This window comes from Candidatus Enterococcus murrayae (genome assembly GCF_017315985.1).
GTDB classification, from domain to species: domain Bacteria; phylum Bacillota; class Bacilli; order Lactobacillales; family Enterococcaceae; genus Enterococcus_A; species Enterococcus_A murrayae.
Window position 1 is genome coordinate 64,003 of sequence record NZ_JAFLVR010000012.1, and the last position, 25,135, is coordinate 89,137.

Genomic DNA, 25,135 nt, shown 5'->3' on the forward strand with positions numbered 1-25,135 from the left:
CTGAGGAATGAACGATTATAACAGATTGTGAAAAGCTATTAAGACAGGCTCGTGGAGAATTTTCTTTAAACAGGAGAGTGAGAATAAGATGAAAGCAGCACAAATACAAAAATATTCAAAGGATATCAATGTTCAAGTTGTTGATATTCCCGTTCCGAAAATAGGAGAAACAGAAGTTCTGATTAAGGTCAAAACCGCAGCAGTAAATCCACTAGAACTCTTAAATATTACGGGTAGTGTGAAGCTGATTCAAGATTACGAAAAACCATTCACGCTTGGGAATGAGCTGACTGGCGTGATTGAAGAAGTAGGGAGTCGAGTAGTGAATTTTAAAAAAGGAGACAAGGTTTACTCGCGATTACCTATTGCTAAAATAGGAGCTTTTGCTGAGTATGCGGCTGTGGATCAATCAGCGATCTGGTTCCTGCCTCAGAATCTTGACTATGTTACAGGAGCAGGAGTGCCGTTGACAGGTTTAACTGCTTATCAAGGATTGACAGAAGTACTGCAGGCTAAACCAGGACAATCTGTTTTTATCCCTGGCGGCTCGGGCAGCTTTGGACAAATGGCCGTTCCTATTGCCAAGGCTCTTGGATTACAGGTAATCGTTTCAGGCAACGCGGCAGCAAAAGATCGGATCCTTCAAGCGGGAGCGGATCAGTATTTAGATTACAAAAAGGAAAATTATTGGGAAGTGTTAGATAACGTTGATTTTGTTATCGACACCTTGGGAGTCAACGAGATTGATCATGAACTTTCTATATTGAAGCCTAATGGGAAATTGCTTAGCCTAATCGCAGGACCGAACAAACAATTTGCTATTGAACAAAAACTGCCGAAGTGGAAGCAATGGTTGTTTGGAGCAGCCGGTTCAAAATTAGACAAAAAGGCTGAAAAACAGCAGGCAGAGTATCGCTTTATTTTCGTCCGTTCAGATGGTGAACAACTGCGAAAAGTTACCGAAATTGTAGAGAAAAACAATATAGTTCCGGCTATTGATTCCCATGATTTCACTATTGAACAAATCAATGAAGCTATATTATATGTAAAAAATGGTCATCCTAATGGCAAGGTGGTTATCAAATTCACTTAAGGAATAAAGCGGATCGTATGGTAATTTTTTGTAACTAGTAGTGTCTATCTGAAAAAAGAGGCGTATGTTTGATTCTGCTCCTCCGATTTTAAATAAACGAGTTTCTAAAGAGTGATGGATAAGCACGAATCACTATGGCTGTGCAGGACTCTCATTTTGGGAATCCTGCATTCAACTGCTAAGGCTCCATTGTACTTGCCAAAAAAGACGTAAATAGACAAAGATTCCTTTAATTTTTATACAAGGCAGCGATATCATGTATTCTTCGTTTCATTTCTTCACGCACATGGGCAGGCTCTAAACACTCGCATTTATCGCCAAAGCTGAAAAGAATATTGTAGTAAAAATCGTTCTCAATAAAAGGAAAAAGGACGATGTAATGCTCCTCGCCATCTGGCGAAAAGTGATCAAAGGAACAATGGTCAAGCACGATATCCATGACTGAGCGATGGATCCGAAGCGTGATCTCTATTTGCAGTGTCTCAAAAATATCGTAAATTTCCAGCTGAGGTTTTTGATATTCTCGCGGTGTAAAGGTTTCATTTTGTACGTGCAGATTCGATAGACGAGATAATTTAAAGAGGCGGAAATCCTTTCTTTTGCAGCAATAGCCTTGGACATACCAATGATTGCCCTTCAATACCAGCTGATAAGGTTCGATTGTTCGCTCGGTTGTTTTTCCCTGCTGATTCGCATAGGTGAAGGAAGACAATTTATTTTCTTGTAAAGCTTTTTTGAGTATCTCTAGATAGGTTTGGATATTTCTGTTGCCCATCCAAGGACTCAGATCAATGTGGATTTGATTGGCTTTTACTTCGATATCCCTTGCGCTATCTGCGGGGATGAAGCTTTTGACCTTTGCCAGAGCATTTGTCAGTTCTTCTCCTTGGACCATATTAGAGAGACTGGAAAGACTCAACAGCAGGGTAGATAAATCCCCTTTTGAAAAGACCTTTTTATCGACTTTGTATTGCTCCATAATCTCAAAGCCGCCATTTACTCCAGGAGTGGAGCGAATCGGAATTCCTGCCATATTTAGCGAATCAATGTCGCGATAGATCGTGCGGGGAGAAACTTCAAATTGATCTGCGAGCTCTTGAGCGCCTATTCTTTTTTTATCAAGCAGAATCATAATAATACTAATGAGTCGTTCCACTTTCATTTGACCACACCTCCTAAACTTTCTTTAATTTCATCATAGATTGTTGCCATAATGGTGTCAACAATACTTAGGTATACTACTAGTAGATAAACCAATCAATCTACTTAGATCAAAGAAAATGGAGGAAATTTTATGACGACAATTTATGTTTATATTCTTGATACATTCGCTGACTGGGAGCTGGGAAATGTGACCTCAGAGTTGAAATCAGGTCGATTTTTCAAAAAGGACGGGCCGCAAGTATCGCTCAAAACAGTGAGTTACTCTAAAGACCCAATTCAGTCAATGGGCGGGATGACAATCGTACCTGATTGCTTGATCGATGACGTGGTAGTGAGTGAAAAAAATGTACTGCTGCTGCCAGGAGCAAACACATGGGCTGAACCAAAGCATAGCGCCATCATTGAAAAAGCCAGTGAATTCCTTTCGGCAGGTGCCACAGTTGGTGCAATCTGCGGAGCGACTGCTGCGCTGGCTAACTTTGGTCTATTAAACAAACGAGCACATACCAGTAATGGGCCAGGCTTTCTTGAAATGTTCTCGTCTAATTACAGCGGGCAAGAGTTTTACGTAGATGAACCATCAGTAGCAGGTGATCATTTGATTACAGCCAGCTCTACTGGAGGCTTGCTGTGGGCTAAACAGATTATTGAGCGATTAGATGTTTTTCAAGCAGATACACTGGAAGCTTGGTATGAGTATTTTAGTACTGGTAAGCCAGAATATTTTTATGCATTGATGGGCTCTTTGCCAACGGGGGATGAAGAGTGATTTAATTGGATTTCTAGGTTCATTTTTGTCATAAATTTCTTATGTTGTGTTTAAAATAGTGATTCTTATATCAAAAAGAAAGGACTCTCCTTTTAAAAGAGTCCTTTCTTTTTTTATTTATAACGATATTATTACGAAGAACAATGAATTTTCTCTTCAAAAATTGGTAGAATGAAAATGATTTGAGTAATTTATTTTGGATATGTGAATATTCAAGGGGAACGGTCCGTTAGCAATAGTTATTTCCGTTATTTTAACGAATAATGGCAAAAAAGAAAAAAGCAGTATCCGTTTAGATAGTCTTCTGTAAAAGATGAAGCTTAACGGCTTTTTTTGCTTTTTTAGCGAAACTATTTCGTGTTTTTCTTAAAACCCGGAAAAATCACGTGAATTCAAATTATATGCAACGTATTATCCGAAGAAGATGAGTTAATTATAATATGCATATTATTTATTTGCAAGTTTTATTTTATTTTTTTGTGACTTTTTTGTGATAATAGTGATTTATTTTGATAATCCAATAGATTGGTTCATTGTTTTTCAATAGGATTATCCACATTTTGATCAAATGCGTTATTACAAATGCCGTCAAATAAACCGTCAAAGAGAAAGGGAATGTTAAATGAGTAGACGCGGTGAAAATATTTATAAAAGAAAAGATGGGCGATGGGAAGGTCGCTATCAAAAAGGACGAACCCCTGATGGAAAAATCAAATATGGTTCTGTTTATGGACGGAGCTATCAAGAAACCAAATACAAACTATATCCACTGAAAATAAAATATCAACGATTGATTTCCATGCATGGAACTTGTGCTATCCCCTTTTATCAATGGGCAAATCATTGGCTGACAACGATCCGAGGAACTATAAAACCGGCAACCTATGCCAGTTATGATTACAAAATGATTCACTTTATTTTACCAATGCTGAATGATACCTATCTCAATGAGCTCGACGAAGCAGCGATCAAAGGCTTGTTGGACTCATGGAAAGCCAAGCAATTTAAAGAATCGACCATTCGGGTAGTTTTTCAGGAGTTGAAAAGTTGTTTGTCGCTTGCTGTAAAACAAGGATACTTAGTAAGCAATCCCTGTGATCAGATTGTTTTACCTAAGCAGGATAAGAAGCGGGTATGTGCACTTAGTAAAAAGGAGCAGGCAATGCTAGAGCGGACACTTGCGGACACTCCGCTAAATAAAAGATTACCAGTTATTCTTGCTCTTCAAACAGGTATGCGCATTGGCGAAATCGCAGCACTTCAATGGAAAAACGTTGATTTTGATTCGAATGTGATCCATGTAGAGCACACGTTTCAACGGATTCCTTCGGTGGATCGAGGACAGAAGGCTTCGGAATTAGTCTTATCCTCGCCCAAAACCAGCGCCTCAAAACGGCTTATCCCGATGTCTCGACGGGTTCGGCAGGAATTGCTCAAGGCCAGAGAGCAGCGAACAGGGTCATTTATTATTTCGACAAAAGGAGGACCTAGTGAACCGCGGTTAATTGGCTATCATTTTCATCAGTTAATGAAGAAAGCTCAATTAATCGGCAAGCATTTTCATCAATTGCGACATACTTTTGCAACACGTTGCGTTGAAAGGAATCGAGATATTGCATCCATCAGTGCGTTATTGGGACACTCTTCGACACAAATGACCTTAGATACCTATTCTTCAGCACTATTGGAGCAGCGGATGAAAGTCATTGAGTCTATCGCCTAAATAAATATTTTATAAAAAACGAACGTTATTTAATATTCGGGTAGTTTTTTTTCTTTTTTTGCCTTTTTTTCATAGTGGCAGCACTAGAGAATAAGTTTGCTTTTTCTTCTTAAATAAAGAGTGTGGTTTGCTCTTTTTTCAAATCCTTTTTTTCTCTAAAAAAATAGACCGTCAATTTCTGGTCACGGTATCGTAAAAAGCTGATTCGTACAAGAGTTTAGCTGGATTACTTGTTTTTAAGAAAAACAAGTAACTTCCATTTTACCGAAAAAAACAATAAATGTATATCAAAGTATGTATCCATAGAAGAGGATGTTATTTATCGGTCTCAAATGCTTCGGCATTTTAGATAAAAAAAAGAATTTTGAAGGAGCGTATCAAACAATGAAAAGAAAATTATTTGCAGGTTTAGTTACCAGCCTGTCAGTCGCAGGTCTATGTGTGGCAAGTGGGGCAAGCGTGTTGGCGGCAGAAGTGGACAGAGCGAACACAGATGTCGGAATTGGGTTTACTGAACACGGACCTGGTCAAGAGGATGGACCACTAGAAATTACTTGGGCACCACTTAGCTTGGACTTTTATAATGGTAATGAAGTAAATACAGCAGTTAAGGCATTTCCAGAAATATCTGGAAACAAAAAATATACTGTCGTGAAAGATGAACGTGCTGGCGCGACCGATGAGTGGAAATTAACTGCTAGCTTGAGTGAGTTAACTAGTCCTAGAGCAAGTGGAACTGGTGTGGACAAGTTAACAGGTGCAGAACTACAGTTTACTACAGCAGTTAAAGGATACGAGGGTGTGAATCCACCGGAATCTGCTGGATCAGTTACTACTGATGCTAGAACAGCTGTTGCTGCTACTTCAGGCAATATCAGTGCAGGTGCTGCTGCAACTAAAGTATTGGAAGACGGAACTGCTGGAAGCGGTACTTTCCAAGGTCAATCAGCTTTAGAAATGGACAATATTAATTTAGAAGTACCCGCAAATGTAGCGAAAGCTGGAGCTCAATATACAGGTACACTAACTTGGTCATTGGATGACGTAATTTAAGTATAAATCAAATCGAAAAAAGCACGAAGGATTAGGGGGAGGAGGAAATGCCGCCCCCTAATTTTTCTATTGACTGCTTGTCAAGAGTGCTGAGTTTTAGGAGGCTCTTCGTGAAATTATGTAACTATTTATCTAAACGATTGCCCTATTTGATGTTGATTTTGTTATGGTTGTTCATCCCTGTCGAAAGTCAAGCAGAAGACAAATCTGCACCAGCTCAAATGGGGTTTGCAGTGGAGAGTGTGATTCCGGAAAATCAAGTAGATACGACGAAATCGTATTTTTATCTGTCTATGTCACCAAATGACCGACAAACGATTCAGGTGAAGATTAAAAATCTGCAAAAAGAACCGGTAACGATAAAAATTGCCGTGCATGATGCCGTCAGCAGTTCTGTAGGAGCGATCGATTACGCCAAAAATAAACCGAAGTTAGACCCGAGTTTAACAGATCCAATCACCAGTTTGGTACATATCAAAGATGATCGAAGCGAAGTGACGATAGAGCCGGAGGAAGAGACGACAGTTTCTTTTGAGATTGCTTTACCGGAACGAGCATTTTCTGGTGTGAAGCTTGGTTCGTTACGATTTGTTCGTAAGGATAAAGAGCAAAAAAATCAAACGGGATTGATTCCTCAGTATGCACGGGTAGTGGCTTTAATGCTCACACAAGATGAAGAACAGTTTAATCACGGGGCAGATTTAAAGCTTAAGAAAGCGGATTTACAATTATCTAACGGGCGTAAAGTAGTTGCGGCTCGGATACAGAATGATCAGCCGAAAGTATTACAAGAACTAACGATTCAAGGGAGCGTGCAGAAAAAAGGCGAGGAAAATGTGTTAGCCAAACACAAGATGGAAGACTTTTCTGTTGCTCCAAACTCAAACTTTGATTTTGAGATTCCCTTAGGATTGGAGAAATTCCAACCGGGCACCTATGTTTTTCATGGGAAAGCACAAGGAGATGATCGAACATGGAAATGGACGAAAGAATTCACGATTGGTCAAGAACAAGCTGATCGAATCAATGATGAAACGGTTTACCGAGTTCTGCTGCCGTCATGGGTACCATGGGTTGTTGGTGGACTTCTCCTTATTTTCATTTGTCTCTTTGCCGCTTTGTTCTCTCGCTTACGGAAGTGGCAAGCAGCGAGTAAAAAAAACGAAGGGACGTGATAAAATGAAACGAATAGGCACTATTTTTTTGCTGGTCTTATTGACCCTGTTTGCTGTTGTTCAACCTGGTTTTGCCCAAGAAAAGGAGACAACAGTGGGGATTGGATTTGTTAAAACAACAAATGACTCGCCAAAAAACGAACCAATTAACCAAGTACTCCCTAAAACAGACAATGCTGTTCACGCAACAGAGTGGACGCCGGCTAAACGCCTGCCACAGACCGGTTCTGTGCTCTCTCGGTGGATGCAGATATTAGGCAGTTTATGTCTGATGCTGGTTTTCTGGTTGTTTCTATATGTCATACTCAAAGAGGAGGAATCCATCACTGATGTCTAAACGTGTAAAATACCTGCTTTTAGTAGGGTTATTGCTTTCACAATTTAGTAATTTTCCGTTCGTTTCAGCAGAAACGATGACAAGCGAAATCAGTTCTACACTAAGTTCAGTGGCGGATGATCCAAGAACACAAAGTTCAAGTAATGAATCTACTTCTATTAAAAGCATTGAACAAAAGGTAGAAACAGATACTTCAGAAATGCCTGAATCAGATCTACCAGAGGCCGATAGCAGATCCAGTGAAACTAGTCCAAAAGAGAAAACCAATGATGCAGAATCGATTCGGCCACAAGCTGGTAAAACCCTGATTGAAGGAGTGGACATCGATGCAGATTTCGCGGAAATTTTACGAACAGGTGCGGATCTTCGGGAGCCTCAATATGGTCAATGGTCTGGAGATGATAAAGGAAAAGATCAGTTGACAGTTGAAGATATGGAGGAACTAACTTACGTAAATATATCGTTCTTTCACAGAAATGTGCAGTCTTTAAAGGGGATTGAATACGCAGTAAACCTTGAACGCTTGGAGTTTATTGGTAATAAAATAATCAGTTTAGATTTGAGGGCTCAGACAAAACTGATGTATCTTGCTGTACGGGAATCTACATTAGAAAAAGTGGATATCAGTAATTCTTTATTGTTGGAGACCATATTTTTAGACCGTAATCAGTTAACGGATGTCAAAATGCCACCCGCTTTCCCAAGGCTTAAACAATTGTATCTTAACGCAAATCAATTAACAAGCTTAGAAATGGTTGAGGCACCAATAATGGAAACGTTGTGGTGCTACGATAATCAATTAACGAGTTTAGATGTAACTAAAGCTACTAAGCTGGGTGGTCTGTATTGTTGGAATAATCAATTAACGAGTTTAGATGTAACTAATAATCCATATATGACTATCATGGTCTGCTATGACAATGAGCTAACGAGCTTGGATGTAAGCAACATGCCAAAATTAAAAAAACTTTGGTGCATGAATAATAGAATCTCAGACATCACCAGTGCCTATGGATTAACTCAACTTAAAGATTTCGATGCCTCAGATCAAAGGCTGCAATTCGGAGTCCCTATTAATCAGAGTGGTAAAATGATTGTCGATCTTTTAAAGACAAGTGCGCATGCTGGATTAAGCGTTGTGAATCAAACAATAGGAGGGTCACCAATTTTTACGATATCTGGAGATGTTATTGAGATGTCCAATATCGTTTATGATGATGTTGATGGAAATAGTTTAGCTTTTGAATATGATCCTGACCAATTAACAGAGGGGACGACTCCTATTGTGACTAAGCAATTTAGTGGAACGATTACGTTTGTTTCTGTCAGTGATTTGAAGAACCAGTTAAAACCTGAAAAGCAACGACTAACTTCAGGAGAAGAAGTTACTTGGACGTGGACAATGGAAAGCTTTGGAAATATTCCGGCAGAACAAATTTATGCAAACTTAGAGTTGCCTAGCGGCTTAACACTTGTACCAGGCAGTGTAACACTCGATGGAAATAGTGTGTCTGATAATATAGTAAACGGCACGACTACAGTCAGTGATTTAGCACCTGGCGATAGCCATCTAATCACTTTTAAGACCATTTGCCAAGGAAACGCGGAAGAATGGCTGGAGGCGATTGGAAAACTGACTTGGGGACCACCGGCCAATGCGAATCAATCAAAAGGGGCTGTTCAAATCTTAGATGATGAGCAAGTTGAACTTCCTGATGAGCCGTCCAATGATATGGAACTGCTCTCCGTACCGCTTTCTTTCCGTTATGGCATTTGGGGTGTAGAAAATACCGCACAAGTGATTCCTTTGCAGTCGTCGTTGTATCAGACCAATACAAATGTAGTAACAAGCGGGTTTTATACTCGTTTGCGAGACGATCGGACGATAAGTACTGGTTGGAAACTAACGGCACAGTTATCTGATTTTTCTGATACATCGAATGAAGCAATGCCGAATGGTGCAGGAGCTGCTTTGTATATGGAAAACATGAAGCTGGAATCGGTCCTCAATCGTGGATCGCAGCAAGAAGCAATCGATCCGTCACCGACGGGCGTGCCTTCTAATTTTTCTGCAAATACCATCCTTGATGCTGGTTCAACAGCTACAACATTGGTATCAGCAAGCAGCGGTGAAGGAAATGGAACTTGGCAAGTACGTGTTCCGTTCGACAAAGTTACCCTGCATCTTCCACCAAATGCTGGGAAACGCGGCAAGCATTATACTGCGAAATTAACCTGGTCATTAGATGATACTTTGTAAGATAGGAGGCATTTGATGTCAATACAAGTATGGATCGGTCTTTCTGGCGGACTGGGCATTCTTTCACTAGGAAGCTTTTTATACTTCTTTATGAAAGATAGTCGGTTACGATTAGTGATCGGCAAGAAAAGCACCACACTCCTTCTAGATTGCGGCCTATTGTTTATTTCCATTGCCGCTCTCGTTGCAGCTGTGCTGCTTTATCTAGATTGGCAAGAACAATTGGCATATTTTTTAAATCGATAACAAAGGAGACCGATAGATGGCGGAAATATTGATCCTCACTAAAAACTCTTTAGCAGAACAACCGCTACAAAATACACTTCAACGCTTGAACGACGAAGTCTATTGTTCTTCTCGTTTATTCTTTGAGATAGATCGATGTTCAGACCTTTTCTCATTTTTTTCTTTAGTGATTCTAAGTGATTCGATTTCTACAATCGAGATATCACACTATTGGTCATCGCTAAAGAAATCAAAGCTTCCGATAATCAGAAAAGGGAATAAAGCATTAGTTCGTCAAAGCGACTATGACTGGATGATTGAAGAAATAGACGACTGGATAGAAGATCCGATGTCGGCTGCTGAAATTGTTGATATGGTCACAAAATACACAATAAAACCGAAAGAAACCGTGACTTCTAAAGGAGGTAGCTCTACTGATCCATCTCCTTACTCAGACGTTAGCTATTACCAATTCGTTTCTAGTTTGTCGTCTAAAGAGCAACAATTTCTGTTACGAATGTATGAAGCACAAGGTGAAACAGTATCAAGAGAACAGCTTTGTGAGAGACTTTGGAACCGTGAACCTACAAATTCCTCTCTTTGCCAGCTATCCACGATTGTCCATCGACTAAAAAATAAGCTGAGCTTAGTAGGATTGAATGAACAAGATATAAAAACTTTATGGGGAAAAGGATACTTTATTGAGCCTACGCTACATTCGTTTTTAGAAAAATATGAGTTTCATTAAATGAGGATAGATTAAAAACAGGTCAACAATGCACAATGTTGGCTTGTTTTTTTGTCAAAAATAAGCGGATGGAATAGGCCAGATAAGTTATAAAAATAGGGCTATCAATAGAATTAAAATTGAAGAGATGGAATTTATTGAATGATTCAAATAGCAGGCAAAGAAAATCAATGATTCTCTTTACCTGCTATCTATTTATTTTGGCTGCAACCTGTACACAACCATCACGCCTCTCTTTATACTTATTGACAAAGGAAAGGAATTAGTGAAGTCTATTAGGTAATAGGATGGGGGAGGAGCAAAGAAATGAACTTTGAAGAATTAAAATGCTTTCAAAAGGTCTACCAACTAAAAAGTATGAATCGGGCAGCGAAGGAGTTGTTTTTAACTGCTCAAGGCGTAGGCAGAATCATTAACAAATTGGAGAATGAACTCAATGCCCGTTTCTTTGTCAGAAGTGTCAAAGGAATGGAGCCGACTAGGAGCGCTGAAATTTTATACGAGCATAGTCAAGAGCTTTTGGATAAATTCAGTATTATCAATGCTGCGATTCAACAGGAGAATGAGCGAGAAAACAAGTTAACTCTCCATTGCGCCAGAGGATCATTAAATGCTTTGTCCTTTGATGGGCTCGCTCACTTTATTGAGGATCATAAGGAAATCGAGATTTCTTGGAGTGAAATGCCTAATGACGAAGTTAAGAATAGCATATACATGCGGCAGGCAAATGCGGGCTTAGTTATCGGAAAAACCAATTTGGAGGATGTTGATGAGGTCTTTATCGCACGAAGAGAGACTAAAGTATTGATTTATGAAGGACATCCATTATATATGAAAGAAGTGATCACTCCTGCAGATTTGGCAAATGAACGAATCGTCATTTTAAACCAGAAGTATCAAATTTTTCATGAGTTCAATCACTATTGTGAACAAAATAACATATCACCGAAAATTGTTGGGTTAACAGAGGACAGTCATCTGTTGTATAAGCTGTGTCAAAGCGGCCAAGGCTTAGGGATCATTCTGGATTTTTCAGTGGATGCATTTGATATGAAAAAATTAAAGATGATTCCACTAGAAACGCCTATTTACTGGGATGTATATCTGATTTACCCTCATTCTAATGAGCTGCTTCAACAGGTAGAATGGTTAGAAAACTACCTGCTTAGTTGTAACAAAAAGAGATAAGGACAACCGCTTTTGTTGATAGAGGAGTGACTCATATCTATGCTACTGTTAGAGCAAATATATTGTTAATCATTTAACAAGACAGGAGCGAATAGAAATGAAACGTAAATTCCCAAATCTATCTAAACCTATTAGGATCGGAAATGTGATGTTCAGGAATCGAATGTTCTCTGCGCCGATGGGGGGAACAGATATTACCGCGGATTTCTGTATTGGTCCCGCCTCTAAAGCTTTTTATGAATTAAGGGCTAAGGGAGGAGCAGGGGCAGTAACAGTATCTGAGGTCATGGTTCATGGCGAGACAGATGGTTCCCATGCCTATCATTTGGATTTGAGTATCCCTGGTTCTTTAGCAAGCGCAACCTATACAGCGGATGCGATTCGCCGTCATGGATCAATTCCAAGTGTTGAATTATCTCATTCGGGTCAATTTGCTGGCACTTACCTGGCTGATAAGACTAAGAAGCAGTCACTAACTCAATGGGGAGTTTCTCCAACGGTTCGTGCTGATGGCATCCATGTTCAGCCATTGACACAAGAGAAAATTAACGAGATTGTCCAAGCCTACGGTGAAGCAGCTGGGCTGGCAAAACGGGCAGGTTTTGAGATGGTCATGGTTCATGGCGGCCATGGCTGGTTGATCAATCAATTTCTTTCACCGCTTTTTAACAAACGAGAGGATCACTACGGAGGAAGCTTGGAAAACCGCTGCCGATTTGCGGTGGAAGTGCTGAAGAGTGTCAGAGCGGCAGTTGGCGAAGGCTTTCCTATTGAATTTCGGATGAGCGGATCGGAATTTGTTGAGGGCGGATATGATATTGCTGAAGGTGTAGAAATTGCTAAAAGAATCGAAGAATATGTTGATTTGATTCATGTATCAGCTGGTACGTATCAAGGAACTTTTGGAATCACTCATCCCTCGATGTTCACCGAACATGGAACCAATGTTTTTCTAGCGGCAGAGATCAAGAAACAGGTTAAAAAGCCCGTCGCAACAATCGGAGGTCTGAATGATCCAGCGCAGATGGAGGAAATTATTGCTTCTGGGAAAGCCGATGTAGTAGAAATGGCAAGAGCGCTTTTGGCAGACCCGTTTTTACCGCGTAAAGTAATGGTAAATGAGGATCAAGACATTGTTCATTGTCTTCGCTGTTTTGTTTGTATGGCCGAGCGTGCGGAAACGACTACTCGTCGCTGTACAGTCAATCCACTGATTGGGCGAGAGCTGGAGGGGACCGATATTTATCCAGCACCTGTAAAGAAAAAGGTCGTGGTAGTTGGTGGAGGGCCAGGCGGTTTAGAAGCCGCAAAAACAGCAGCACAACGTGGCCATCAAGTCATCTTATTTGAAAAGGATGCTGAGTTGGGCGGTATTCTAAATTGTGAAGCAGCGATTCCATTCAAATATGAAATGTATCAATTAGGTCAAACCTTTGCTAAACAAGCGCGTGATTTAGGAGTTGATATTCGCCTAAATACAGCAGCGAACAAACAGAATATTGAGGCAGAACAGCCAGATGCGTTAATTATTGCTGCTGGATCATCTCCGATCCTTCCAAAGCTTGAGGGGATTGACGGACCGAATGTAACATTGATCAATAACTATCATAAAAAGCCGGATGCAATTAAAGATTCTGTTGTGATTTTAGGTGGAGGTCTGGCAGGCTGTGAAGCAGCGATCCATTTTGCCCGCCAAGGCAAAAAGGTAACCGTTGTCGAAATGAGAAAAGAAGTAGCGCCGGATGCCAATGTTCGTCATCGACCGTTACTAATTCAAGAGCTGGCAAAAGGAGTAGATGTAAAAACAGAACATCAAGGGGTGAGAATCACATCAGAAGGATTATGGTGTTTGAGTCCTTCCAACCAAGAGATATTAATCCCTGCGAAATCAGTAGTTGTCGCGGTTGGTCAACGACCAAATAGAAGCGTAGCAGAAGAACTTTTGGATGCTGCACCATTCGTCGTTGAGATTGGCGATGTTGTTCGGGCATCGACCATCACTACAGCTGTTTATCAAGGCTATCATGCTGCGATGGATATTTAGGAGGGCGACTATGATGGAAAAGAAAAGATGGCTGATATTGATTGCTTGTTGTGTGATTAATCTTTGTTTAGGTTCTATTTATTCGTGGAGCGTGTTTGCTACTCCGATGGCAGATTATTTAACTTCTTTCTCGGGATCGTTGGTAACAACAGCCGATTTAGCGTTGGTCTATACAGTAGCGAATTCAGTAGGTCCGATTACGATGATCACAGGAGGATGGTTCAATGACCGCTTTGGACCAAGAAATGTGATTCTAGTTGGAGGCATTCTGTTTACAGGCGGCTTGATTTTGTCTGGTTTTGCTAAAAGCACCGGCTTTCTTCTTGTTAGCTATGGGCTAGTTAGCGGCCTTGGATTAGGAATGGCTTATGGGTGTACGATTTCTACGGTAGTGAAATATTTTCCAGATAAACGCGGATTAGTTGGCGGGATCGCGACCGCGGTTTATGGCTTAAGCGCAGTTGTGATTTCTCCGATCGTTACTATGATTGTTGAAAAATCAAGTGCCCCGACGGCCTTTAAGATGATTGGTGGAATTTTTATGGCGTTGATAATCATCAGTAGTTTCTTTGTCAAACGACCTCCAGAAAATTTCAAACCTGAAGGCTGGCAGCCAAAGGAAAACCATGCTCGCGTGGAAAGCGTTGAAAAAAACTGGCAGGAAATGATGAAATCACCGATTTTTTATGTGATGATCATTCTATTAACCTGTGGTGCCTTTAGTGGAATGATGGTAATTTCTCAGGCGGCAGGAATTGCACAAGGAATGATTGGGATGGATATTTTAGCAGCCAGTTCAGCAGTTTCTATTTTAGCTCTGTTTAATTCTTGTGGTCGAATAATCGCAGGTTATTTATCGGATCGGATTGGACGAATCAATACGCTGATGATTGCTTGTACATTTTCTATCGCGGGTGTAACGGTACTCTTTTTCACCAGTGAAGGAACGACTGCTTTGTTTTATATAGGAATTTCGATCATCGGCCTTTGCTTTGGCGCTTTTATGGGGATTTTCCCAGGATTTACAGCAGATCAGTTTGGAGCAAAAAACAACAGTGTAAACTATGGAATTATGTTTATCGGCTTTGCCTTAGCAGGTTATTTTGGTCCAACCGTGATGCGGAGTGTTTTACAGCGCGAAGGCTCCTATCAAAATGCGTTCATAATCGCCGCAGGGCTAAGTGGGATAGGGCTGCTTCTGTGCGGACTATATAAGATTATGACAAAGAAGGCAGCTTCAATAGAAGAAACAGCATAAAAAAGGTCGGAGAAGACTGCTGCTTGGCAGTCTTTTCTGACTTTTGTTTTTTCCTATCTTAAATATTTTATTATGGTTGTTTTAGTTGTTCTGAATCAGAATCCGCAGTAAAATTTGAAGGAAGGATGTCATTGAGCTTGTTTCGGACATCTCAGGAAAAAATAGATGAGAAAGAAGGGTTATGATGTACGTAGCAGATGAAAAAAGGTATGAAACGATGAAGTACAATCGAGTTGGAAAATCAGGTTTGAAGCTTCCTGCGATTTCACTGGGATTGTGGAACAATTTTGGCGGCTATGACCATTTTGAAAAGCAGCGGGAGATTGTATTAGGGGCTTTTGATCGAGGAATTACACATTTTGATTTAGCCAATAATTATGGTCCGCCTGCAGGAGCAGCTGAAGAGAATTTTGGACGTATCATGACTCAGGATTTAAAGCCTTACCGTGATGAGCTGATCATTTCATCAAAAGCCGGTTATTATATGTGGCCTGGACCCTATGGCGAGTGGGGATCAAAGAAAAATATCATTGCCAGCTGTGATCAAAGTTTGAAGCGATTGGGCTTGGATTATGTTGACATTTTTTATCATCATCGCCCAGATTACGATACACCCTTAGAAGAAACGGCGGGTGCTTTGGATCTGCTTGTTCGACAAGGGAAGGCTCTGTATATTGGCATCTCCAATTACGATGCAGAAAGGACCGCCGCAATCGCGAAAATTTTTAAAGAATTAAAGACGCCTTTTATTATTCATCAACCACGGTATAACATGTTTGATCGGTGGATTGAGGATGGATTAACAGATGTGTTGGAAGAAGAAGGGCTTGGAGCTATTGTCTTTAGCCCGTTGGCACAGGGCTTATTGACAGATCGATATTTGGATGGAATTCCAGAAGATTCTCGTGCACACCGTTCTGAGATTCAATTTTTAAATGAAGAAAATGTGGAGGATACGCTGTCAATTGTTCGTGAGCTGAATCAAATTGCAAAACAGCGTGGTCAGACATTAGCCCAAATGGCGGTGGCGTGGAATCAGCAGCAAAAATCTGTTATCAGCGTATTAGTTGGAGCATCTAAACTAAGTCAATTAGAAGACAATATAAAGGCACTGAATAATCTAGATTTCAGTGCAGATGAACTGTCAACGATCGAGCGGATCCTAGCGAAGAAATAATTTTGGTTCACAGCGGATTAAAAATAGTCTATTTCTGCCCAATCGATTTCATCAAGTAAAAAGAGGATAAATAAAATTAAAAGCCTAAACTGCATAGTTCTATGCAGTTTAGGCTTTTATTACGCTTCATCTTCGTCTTGAACGCGGAACATTTTATTGTATCTCTCTTCATCTTCTTGGTTGTCTCGAATTACTTTCGAAAGAGTAAAAGAAGAGGAGATTAAACCAACAGAACCCATTAAATAGTATCCTTTGACCATCAATGGTTCTTTTAATGTATATAGACCAATAAGTATAAGTACACAAAAGAATATGAATGTAGCCCAAGATAACAACACAAAGGCTGGTGTATTCCTGTAAGCTTTCTTTTTAATATTATTATTCAACAAATCACCTCCTGAATCTTTAAAGATTAAACATCTCGTGGCACTATGAATAGTTGAGTTATTGTCATAATGAACATATAAATTTGAAAGGATATACATCTGCTCTGTAGAAAATTACCCCAAAAAACCAAACAAACAACATTTTCCCCCAAGCACCACTTTTTTCAAAACATTATCCATCATTTTTTTCAAAACAATAAGTATATTTTATATTAAATGATAATAAATATCAATTGCTTTTTTGATCGCTGTTCTCAGTTGAAAATAAGTGATTTTGTTTACCTATTTTTTCAAATCAGTACTAAAGCATCTCAACTGACAATTTCTATGGATAAATAGTCAATGATAAAAAATAATCCTGAACAAGGTAGTTTTTTGAGCTCTTGTGTAATCTTTAGCATGATAATCTTTCGATACTGATGATTTTCGAAGTTGTGTATTGATCGTTAGTCCTTACTCGTCTTATCAAGAGCTACTCGATTGTATACAAAAAGTGCTCTTCTAGGTTCGTTCCCAGAAGAGTCAGCTCATAGTTTTTTTCACAATGTATATACCCATTAACTATCTTGGTTTTATAAAGACCAAGATAGTAAAACAATCAACAGATAACAAATATAACGTGATATTAATTATTTGTTAGCAACATTATATGTCAGATAGAGTGAAATATCAACTTATTTTTTGACTTTTATTAGTAAAATATCGTGAAATTAAATTATTGAGATTAATTAAGAAATGATTGAGGCTTCGAAATCACAATTATCTGGCAAAAGCTGTACGTTTAGAACGTCAGTTGCGCCGTCAATATAGAAGGAGAATCACATGCGTAGAGGAGAAAATATTTATCAGAGAAAAGATGGTCGTTGGGAAGGACGGTATAAAAAAGGACGTAAGGCTGATGGAAAAGTAAAGTATGGCTATGTCTATGGAAAGACCTTGCAAGAAGTGCGGGTAAAACTTTATCCATTAAAGGTTCATTATCAAACCATTCAAAAAATTCAAGGAAGTTCCTGTATCCCCTTTGAGGAGTGGGGGTATCAATGGCTACAATCGATTCAATATGAGGTGAAGCCATCTACCTATGCGAACTATCACTACAAACTAATCAAATATGTTTTTCCTTTTATCGGAAACCAGCTATTAAACGAGTTGAACTCTGAAATAGGAAAACAATTGGTCCAGCAATGGGTTCGTTTAGGCTTAAAGGCCTCCACTATGAAAGCTGCTATGCGTATTGTATGTCAATGTTTAAATCATGCAAAAAGGTTAGATCATTTGAAAGAGAACCCTTTTTCTACTATTAAAATGCCAAAAGAGAAGAAAAAAAAGATTCGCTCGTTGACAAAAAAAGAACAACAAAATTTGGAAAAGGTTGCTTTAAAAGAAGGAGGGGCACGGGGATTACCAACCTATTTGGCATTGTATACGGGCTTACGAATTGGGGAAATTGCGGCATTGCGTTGGTCGAATATCGATTTTGAACGAGACATCATACATGTCAATAATACTTATCAACGACTTGCTTTGACAAGCGAGACGCAAAAGACTCAGCTAAGCTATGATACTGCTAAAACCGAAGCAGCGGTAAGAATAGTTCCGTTCGGTATGAAGCTAAAAAAACAATTACTTCGATTAAGGAAGCAATCAACTAGCCTTTATGTATTTTCGAAAAATGGTCGACCAATGGAACCGCGATTGTTGACGTATCATTTTCATCGTTTACGTGATCAAGCAGGTATTCAGGATATTCATTTCCACCAATTGCGTCATACATTCGCGACTCGTTGTTTGGAGGCTCAAGGAGATATCTTATCTGTGAGCGCTATGTTGGGACATACTTCTACGCAATTAACATTAGATACCTATGCCGATTCGATGATGGAGCAGCGAATGCATGTCATTGTTCAACTGGAGAAAATCCTTCAGTAATTACTAAACAATTTAAAAAAATGAATACACAATTTTGGGTGCTTTCTTTTTCAAATTCAAAGAAAGCGCTTACTTAAGACGGTGATAGTAAAGCAATTATGAAATCTTCAGTCCTCAAAAAAAAATCGAACAATTCTACATTACACCTGTCATTCTTTTTCTATTTGCCGTCAGATTACGTCAAACACCGCTTGTAATCACTTTTACACCAACGTTTTAGACGTGCTTCTTGGTTTTTATAAGACCAAGGCAAAAATGAATGGGTGTTTATTTCTATGATTCATTTTACCAGATAACCTTTTTTTTTGTTAAAAGTTATGGGTGAGAAAACGAAAAGTTTCGCTTATTTTTTGTGAGAGTTAGAAATGAACCTATTCGATATCATAATTTTTTGGTTTTTATGATGGACTGGAGCGAATCATAATGATTGAACAGCTGTTGCTGAAATTTGATCAAGATAGTTACTCTAATCCAGTTGAGTCAAAGTGGAGGTGTATAGTTTTTGGAAAAAAAGTCTGAGAACTTTATAAAAATGAGGGGTGTGATCAGAAAAACAAAAATTTTGCTGAGCATTTGGGTGGTTCTGGGGATTAATGTACCAGTATTTTCAGAGGTTGCTTTAGCTGAGACGGAAACAACAACGACGAATACTTCTTCACGAGAGGCTGCTCAGAGCAATGTAGTAGAAAATGAACTGTCTGAGAATAGTCAATCAACGCCGATAAAGGAATCTGATGAAGGCAAAACCACAGAAGAAAGCAATGCTTTGGTTCCAGAAAATAGTGAACCCGAAAAGAATATAAAGAGTGCTGCGAAAAATACCAGAGGAACAACAGATGCTGTTGCCTCGAAAATAACTGTTTCAAATACAGGAATAGTTTTGAAAAATGATGGAAGCTATCTCTTGATGGATACACCAAAAGATTATGTGGATGGTACATACGATCCTGACACTCATGTGAAGGAAGAAGGTCAGTACGACGAGAACACCATCGTTGAATTTTCGAATTCAGGGAGCACCACTATTAATGAACTCTATTCTGAAAGAAAACCTTCAGGTGTTAATCAGATTCAGCAAATCATTATTGCAGATGGCACGTTTAGTGAGTTAACCATTTTAAGTGACTCTGCTTTGGCTGTTCATAACAATTTGGATTATGGAATCAAGGTTTCAAAATTGATCATTGGAGAGAGAGAGGAACTGGACTGGAAGCCAGTTAAACTAGATGTATCATCAAATAAAATTGGGATTTATACGGTTGATGGGACGGAGAACATTACCGGAGATGTTCATACTTCGGCGAATCAAGCAGGCATTAGCGTAACAAAAGAAAACCCGCCTGCTCGCGAGGATTATTCAGCAATGAGCGCTTTTCGAGAGAAGCTCGAGCAAGAAAATGCATACGGCGAGTATATAGGAGAAATCGGGACAAAAATGCATGCAGAAGCAATTGGAAGTTCGGGTTCAGGGGCTGTATTTACTAGGTATACGTTGGACGGAGCCGAGTTGACCGGTAAGTCCAATTCAGAAGGCTACGGTGTTTTTTCGACAGAAGGAGCAGCCGTAGAAACAAAATATGGATCTGCCGGGGAAGCAAATGATCGTTTTTATGAAGCCTATCTAACGGGAGAAGCTTCTACTGGTATTGGTGTTTTTATTGAGGGAATCCTATTAAATTATGGTGGGAAAATTGCTGGTACTTCCGTATCGGGAAATGGGGTAGAAGCGAATTATTACGAAGCTTATCCTGATTCACATAGCGGGGAGGATTTTCTTTCTGATTTAAAGGGAGCAACCAACACAGGCTTTGGAATAATAATGAGAAACTTTTATAACAATGGCGGAGTGCATGAGATTACAGCGGGGTCAATACAACTGACTTCAGGAACAATCAATGGTCAATCAACAGATGGTACGGGGATTTTTGCTGGAGGGATTCGAGTAGAACCAGAACAAGAGGTAGGAGTTACAGGCTCTGCTATCAAAGGACAAGGAATCGTAGCGGAGGAGATGCTTACGAATAAGTATGACTCTCCAAAACCAAAGATTTCTATTTTGGGCGAATCGACTGGCGAGTCTAATACGACCATGGCAACGATTGAACAGTTATTTTCAGACAACAATATTTCAAGCGGTGAATTACCTACGTCCGCTGGAGCTATTTTACTTCGGGGATTAGATCATTCAGGAGTTGATTTAAGCTTAAAGACAACCGCACCGATTGAAATAGACGCCTCCTATGGTATTTATTCAAACGATGAAATGGAGTCAAGAATTGGCATTGTAGGAGATAAGAATGTGTCGGTTGAGGCCAAGGGAGATCATGGTATAAAAGCCGCTCAATTGGATATCCGCTTGGAAGAGGCATTATCAGATACGGCAGGGGTGATAACCGTAGATGTGGATGCTCGTTCAGTAGGAATTCAGACAAAACGGGATATCTCCATTACTGGGTATAGTGAAACCGAGCATGATACAGGATCGAAAATCAACATTGTCGCTAGTGAAGGAAAGGGTATCGTTGCACAACAAGGCCTGAGGCTGTCCTTTACAGGTGATTCCAATTTATATCAAATTCCAGTAACGATTTCAGCAAGAGACATTGCTATAGAAGCGGATAATACTAGTGGAGATGAAGGGGCTAGTACACAGATAGAGTTCTCTGGAATCAATGCCACGATTATCAATGCTGCGATTGGGATTAAAGGGATGGACCAAAATAATTATAATTTCTCAGATAGCTATTTATCCATTAAAACTAGTGACAAAGGAATCGAACTTAAGGAATCGGATGAATCAGGCTATATGACGCTTTATAGAACCTCTATGGAGATTGAGAGTGGTACCTACGGATTTAGAACCGACAATATCTCTTTAAACATTGAAGGCGGAGGGAGTCAGCGAAAAGGGCATTTAAGCGATAGCATAGACGTAATAGCTCAAAAATATCCAATCTGGTTTGCTGGGATTTCTTCAGAAGGACAACCGATTCTCACCATCTATAATAACAAGAATTATGATGAAGAATGGAATGAACAACCCAATGAGTTGAGTATTAAGGCAACTTCTAAAACCCTTCAACCCGATAAAGGAAGCTATCCTGCTTTTTATGTAGAGAATCATCAAATAGATACAGATGGGTCTCTAGAGGACATTAAAATCATTGAAAATTATGAAACAAAGGTTTCTGATCCTTTCAATGCGACACCGACGACACCTTATTCAACAGCTGCAGATTTCAATATTGAAAAATATGCGAATTATGAGTGGACAGCTGTTAGGACGGATACGAATAACGATATTGCTGTTGATACATCTCAGATTGCTCAGAACAAGTTGTTTACCTCGGATACCGACTACACTGAAGCAAAATTGACTGCGAGACGTTTTAATCATAAATCAGCAGAACGAATTTTTACTGATGAGAGTAGTGTTGTAAATCCAGACATGATTTTACACGAGATCAATATGCTAGTCCGACGTGAACAGCAATATACTGTCACGTATGATCCCAACGGAGCGGATGGCGGAACGACTCCTAATGATCCAACATTATATAGCCAAGGTGATATAGTGAATGTCGCTCCACAAGGTGATTTAGTCAAATCCGATCACAAATTCGTTGGTTGGCTAAACAGTGTGGATAATCAAATCTATCAAAATCCATTCTTATCCAGTTCACCAGCTACGTATACGATGGCACAAGCAGATGTAATTTTTACAGCTCAGTGGCAGCCAGATAGTATCGTCGAGGAGTTAGAATTGTTAACCGCAAAGATTCCTGATCAGTTAAAATTTGGGACACATAAAATAGAAAACAGCGCAGATAAGACCTACTACGCAACAGATAGCGGAAGTGATAATGAGAATGCTGCGGCGGCAGATATGACAACAGGAGCGGTCGGTGTTAAGGATACTCGCTTATCCACTGTTGGTTGGAGTCTGATAGTAAAGCAGCTGACTCAATTTAAGACAGCCTCCAATCAAGAACTGACCGGAGCTCAACTATCGTTTCATGCTGGACAACCCGACTTGAGTCAAAGTACTGGAGGAGCACCAAGCGGTGTAAGTGATCAAAGAGTCACCCTAACCCCCAATGTCTCAAGTCAGTTGCTACTAGCCTCAAATGGACAAGGTAAAGGAATCGTTGAATTGCCGCTTGAAAAATTTAAGCTAGAGATCCCTAGCACCGCTGAAAAATATGCTAGTGACTATACAACTCAAATAGAGTGGCTGGTGTCAAATGTACCGTAAACGGAGGAAGGGAGAAGAACGAATGAAAAAGCAGCTGATGAGAATTTTTGCTTGCCTGTTCTTGAGCCTGTTCGTATTTCTAGCAAACACCTCTATTGGGTACGGTGCTCAGGAATTGGAAAATAATAAAAATGGTTCAACCGGCAAAGTTGGCTTCTATTTAGAAGACACAAAAACTTCTGAGAGCAATACGAAAGAAGAAACGGTTTCTAAAACACGACCTTCCTCTGACTCACGATCACAATCCAATAAGCAGTTTCCGCAAACAGGCAGCTTGATAAAGTGGTCGACAGTTGGTATAGGGATAGGCATAATAGCGTTTTGTATCATGCTTTATTTAACTAAGTTAGTAAAACACTTGTTGTTTTATTATAAAAAAAATTAAGGAGAGAATAATATGAAGAAAAGAACATTAGGTTATGTGTGTGGAGTCGTTGGGATTTCACTATTAAGTTTGAATGCGGGGTTGCCAACAGCTGCTGCAGCGGTCACTAAAACAACAGATGGGCATGTTGCTTATGTTGAAGGGGACTTAGAGTTAGTTGGCTCTGACTTACCAGATGACCTTGACTTTGGATCGCATACGATTCAGTACGACACGGATAAGACTTATTACGCAACTGACAGCGGAACCGATAATGAAAACGCGTCAGCATCGGATCTTACAACAGGTGCGGTAAAGGTAATCGATGGCCGTAGTGCGGCTAGCAAAGGCTGGAGTGTAACGGTTCAACAAACGGCTCAATTCAATGATGGTACAAATGATTTAGCTTCAGCAGAATTGGCTGCATATGGTGATCCAACTTCAGTTCCAGTTTCTGGTTCAACTGATTTTACTTCTGGAAAATTGACGTTAATTCCTGGCCAGGAGAAAAAAGTAATGGGTGCAACAGCTACTGAAACTGGTTCTGTCGGAAAAGGGACAACTACTTTAAACTTAACACACTTTACATTGGACGTACCGGGGGCATCTGCTAAATCAGTAGGTACCTACGATTCTGAAATCGTTTGGACTGTTTCGGCAACTCCAGCAACTTAATAAGTTACGAGTAAGATTGGCTCAAACATTTCTGATTTTTAAGGCAATGTTTGAGCCAGTTTTTATGATAAATAAGATGAAATAAAAGAGAGGTCAGTACATGAAAAGCCGTAAGTTTGTTATTTTTTTACTAAGCACATTTCTGATTTTTAGTGGGTTAGCATTTGCCCAAACAGCCCAAGCAGTTGACGGGTTAAAATTTAGCGTGACGCCTAATATCCCTGATAATCAATACAATAAGGAAGTCTCCTATTTTGATTTGCTTATGAATCCTGGAGACGAACAAGAAATTGCAGCTCTACTGAAAAACCCTACAGATGAAAATGTAGTTATATTGCCGCAGATAAATTCAGCAATGACTAACACTGGCGGAGTAGTTGAATATTCCAATCATAATAATAAAGAGCGTATATATGATGAAAGTTTAAAACACAATATTGAAGATATTGTGCAATTGTCAGAAAAGGAGATTACGTTGTCTCCAGGGGAAGAAAGGGAGTTGAAATTAACGATCACTATGCCCTCGGAAGAATTCAAAGGCGTGATTGCTGGGGGGATTTACTTAGCTCAAAAAGGTGAATCGAACAAGAATAATGACGAAAAATCCAGCAAAGAAACTTCAACCAGTTTAAAAAATCTTTATGGCTATCAAATCGCCTTATTATTGCGAAATAATGACGAGTTAGTAACACCAAAAGTTGTCTTTGAAGGAGCTCAGGCGGACCAATTGAACGTACGAAATGCAGTGTCTCTGAAAGTACGCAACAGCACTCCTACATATATAAATAAAGTGAACTATCAGGCTGAATTAAAGAAAAAAGGATCAGATGAGGTAATCGCTAAAACAGATCAAAAAGATATGCAATTTGCCCCTAACACCATTTTTGACTTATTTGTTTCTATGAAAGGGAAGCAATATGAAGCAGGTGACTATGTTTTGACTGGATCGATCGTTTCTGGAAATAATAAATGGCCAGTCAACGAAGAGTTTACAGTGACCCGCGAACAAGCAAATAAATTTAATGAAGCTGATCCAGATGTTGAGCCTGAAAGTTATACCCTGGTTATTATTCTTGGAGCAATCGTTGCTGTAGCTGTTTTAGTAGCAATCTATTTGATTCGCAAAAACAAACAGCAAAAAGCATTATTGGAAAAATTGAAGAATGAAAAAAATAAAAACAAATCTTAATTAGAGCTGGATAGAAATCACGCATCAGTTTTTTGGTGCTAAGCTAATAAAATTTCAGAATAGCGTAGGGGTGTTTTAACTGGATGCAAATTGCTAAGAATAATCGACTTGCATGTCAAATTG

General features: G+C 39.6%; 20 protein-coding genes. 18 read left to right on the top strand and 2 right to left on the bottom strand.

The features are described from left to right. Window positions 1–88: 88 nt before the first annotated feature. Complete coding sequence (locus JZO85_RS06010; protein WP_207107597.1) at window positions 89–1,093, top strand: NADP-dependent oxidoreductase; 1,005 nt, start codon at window positions 89–91, stop codon at window positions 1,091–1,093. 229 nt (window positions 1,094–1,322) lie between these two features. Here the strand turns inward: JZO85_RS06010 and JZO85_RS06015 are convergent, their stop codons facing one another. After that, window positions 1,323–2,255 carry a helix-turn-helix transcriptional regulator gene (locus JZO85_RS06015; protein WP_207107598.1) on the bottom strand — a complete coding sequence of 311 codons (933 nt, stop codon included), beginning with the start codon at window positions 2,253–2,255 and terminating at the stop codon, window positions 1,323–1,325. A gap of 132 nt (window positions 2,256–2,387) precedes the next feature. Here JZO85_RS06015 and JZO85_RS06020 point away from each other — a divergent pair, with 132 nt between their 5' ends. The 12 genes from JZO85_RS06020 to JZO85_RS06075 all read left to right on the top strand — a co-directional run bounded on the left by JZO85_RS06020 (window position 2,388) and on the right by JZO85_RS06075 (window position 16,214). After that, complete coding sequence (locus tag JZO85_RS06020; RefSeq protein ID WP_207107599.1) at window positions 2,388–3,026, top strand: DJ-1/PfpI family protein; 639 nt, start codon at window positions 2,388–2,390, stop codon at window positions 3,024–3,026. A 622-nt stretch (window positions 3,027–3,648) separates the two neighbouring features. Next, window positions 3,649–4,749, top strand: a complete 1,101-nt coding sequence (locus JZO85_RS06025) for a tyrosine-type recombinase/integrase (RefSeq protein WP_207107600.1) — start codon at window positions 3,649–3,651, stop codon at window positions 4,747–4,749. Window positions 4,750–5,133: 384 nt separating this feature from the next. Further along, on the top strand, window positions 5,134–5,802 hold the full coding sequence (locus JZO85_RS06030; protein ID WP_207107601.1) for a WxL domain-containing protein: 669 nt from the start codon (window positions 5,134–5,136) through the stop codon (window positions 5,800–5,802). Window positions 5,803–5,912: 110 nt separating this feature from the next. Beyond that, window positions 5,913–6,977: a WxLIP family cell surface protein gene (locus tag JZO85_RS06035; RefSeq protein ID WP_347401784.1), complete on the top strand. Its 1,065-nt coding sequence runs from the start codon at window positions 5,913–5,915 to the stop codon at window positions 6,975–6,977. A gap of 4 nt (window positions 6,978–6,981) precedes the next feature. After that, window positions 6,982–7,314: an EF2685/EF0750 family sortase-dependent surface protein gene (locus JZO85_RS06040; protein ID WP_207107603.1), complete on the top strand. Its 333-nt coding sequence runs from the start codon at window positions 6,982–6,984 to the stop codon at window positions 7,312–7,314. Next, on the top strand, window positions 7,307–9,574 hold the full coding sequence (locus JZO85_RS06045) for a WxL domain-containing protein (RefSeq protein ID WP_207107604.1): 2,268 nt from the start codon (window positions 7,307–7,309) through the stop codon (window positions 9,572–9,574). The genes JZO85_RS06040 and JZO85_RS06045 overlap by 8 nt, the downstream gene beginning before the upstream one ends. A gap of 15 nt (window positions 9,575–9,589) precedes the next feature. Then, a complete protein-coding gene (locus tag JZO85_RS06050) occupies window positions 9,590–9,820 on the top strand; it encodes a hypothetical protein (protein WP_207107605.1) in 231 nt (76 codons plus the stop codon). 16 nt (window positions 9,821–9,836) lie between these two features. Continuing rightward, window positions 9,837–10,547 (top strand): winged helix-turn-helix domain-containing protein, encoded by a 711-nt coding sequence (locus tag JZO85_RS06055; RefSeq protein WP_207107606.1) that lies wholly within the window; start codon window positions 9,837–9,839, stop codon window positions 10,545–10,547. A gap of 306 nt (window positions 10,548–10,853) precedes the next feature. Continuing rightward, window positions 10,854–11,735 (top strand): LysR family transcriptional regulator, encoded by an 882-nt coding sequence (locus tag JZO85_RS06060; RefSeq protein WP_207107607.1) that lies wholly within the window; start codon window positions 10,854–10,856, stop codon window positions 11,733–11,735. Between the two features lie 97 nt (window positions 11,736–11,832). Next, window positions 11,833–13,779: an oxidoreductase gene (locus JZO85_RS06065; RefSeq protein WP_207107608.1), complete on the top strand. Its 1,947-nt coding sequence runs from the start codon at window positions 11,833–11,835 to the stop codon at window positions 13,777–13,779. Window positions 13,780–13,789: 10 nt separating this feature from the next. Continuing rightward, complete coding sequence (locus JZO85_RS06070; protein WP_242550237.1) at window positions 13,790–15,037, top strand: L-lactate MFS transporter; 1,248 nt, start codon at window positions 13,790–13,792, stop codon at window positions 15,035–15,037. Window positions 15,038–15,221: 184 nt separating this feature from the next. After that, entirely contained in the window at window positions 15,222–16,214 is a 993-nt protein-coding gene (locus JZO85_RS06075) for an aldo/keto reductase (protein ID WP_277988930.1), read from the top strand. Window positions 16,215–16,333: 119 nt separating this feature from the next. Here JZO85_RS06075 and JZO85_RS06080 read toward each other — a convergent pair whose 3' ends face one another. After that, window positions 16,334–16,588, bottom strand: a complete 255-nt coding sequence (locus JZO85_RS06080) for a YiaA/YiaB family inner membrane protein (RefSeq protein ID WP_347401785.1) — start codon at window positions 16,586–16,588, stop codon at window positions 16,334–16,336. Window positions 16,589–17,422: 834 nt separating this feature from the next. Between JZO85_RS06080 and JZO85_RS06085 the strand changes: the two genes are divergently transcribed. The 5 genes from JZO85_RS06085 to JZO85_RS06105 all read left to right on the top strand — a co-directional run bounded on the left by JZO85_RS06085 (window position 17,423) and on the right by JZO85_RS06105 (window position 25,012). Further along, complete coding sequence (locus tag JZO85_RS06085) at window positions 17,423–18,529, top strand: tyrosine-type recombinase/integrase (protein WP_207107611.1); 1,107 nt, start codon at window positions 17,423–17,425, stop codon at window positions 18,527–18,529. A gap of 502 nt (window positions 18,530–19,031) precedes the next feature. After that, entirely contained in the window at window positions 19,032–22,784 is a 3,753-nt protein-coding gene (locus JZO85_RS06090; RefSeq protein ID WP_207107612.1) for a WxL domain-containing protein, read from the top strand. 22 nt (window positions 22,785–22,806) lie between these two features. Further along, on the top strand, window positions 22,807–23,169 hold the full coding sequence (locus JZO85_RS06095) for an EF2685/EF0750 family sortase-dependent surface protein (RefSeq protein ID WP_207107613.1): 363 nt from the start codon (window positions 22,807–22,809) through the stop codon (window positions 23,167–23,169). 12 nt (window positions 23,170–23,181) lie between these two features. Next, a complete protein-coding gene (locus JZO85_RS06100) occupies window positions 23,182–23,823 on the top strand; it encodes a WxL domain-containing protein (RefSeq protein WP_207107614.1) in 642 nt (213 codons plus the stop codon). Between the two features lie 100 nt (window positions 23,824–23,923). Next, the gene (locus JZO85_RS06105) at window positions 23,924–25,012 is read left to right on the top strand and encodes a WxLIP family cell surface protein (protein ID WP_207107615.1); all 1,089 of its coding nucleotides are present in this window, start codon (window positions 23,924–23,926) and stop codon (window positions 25,010–25,012) included. Window positions 25,013–25,135 lie beyond the last annotated feature (123 nt).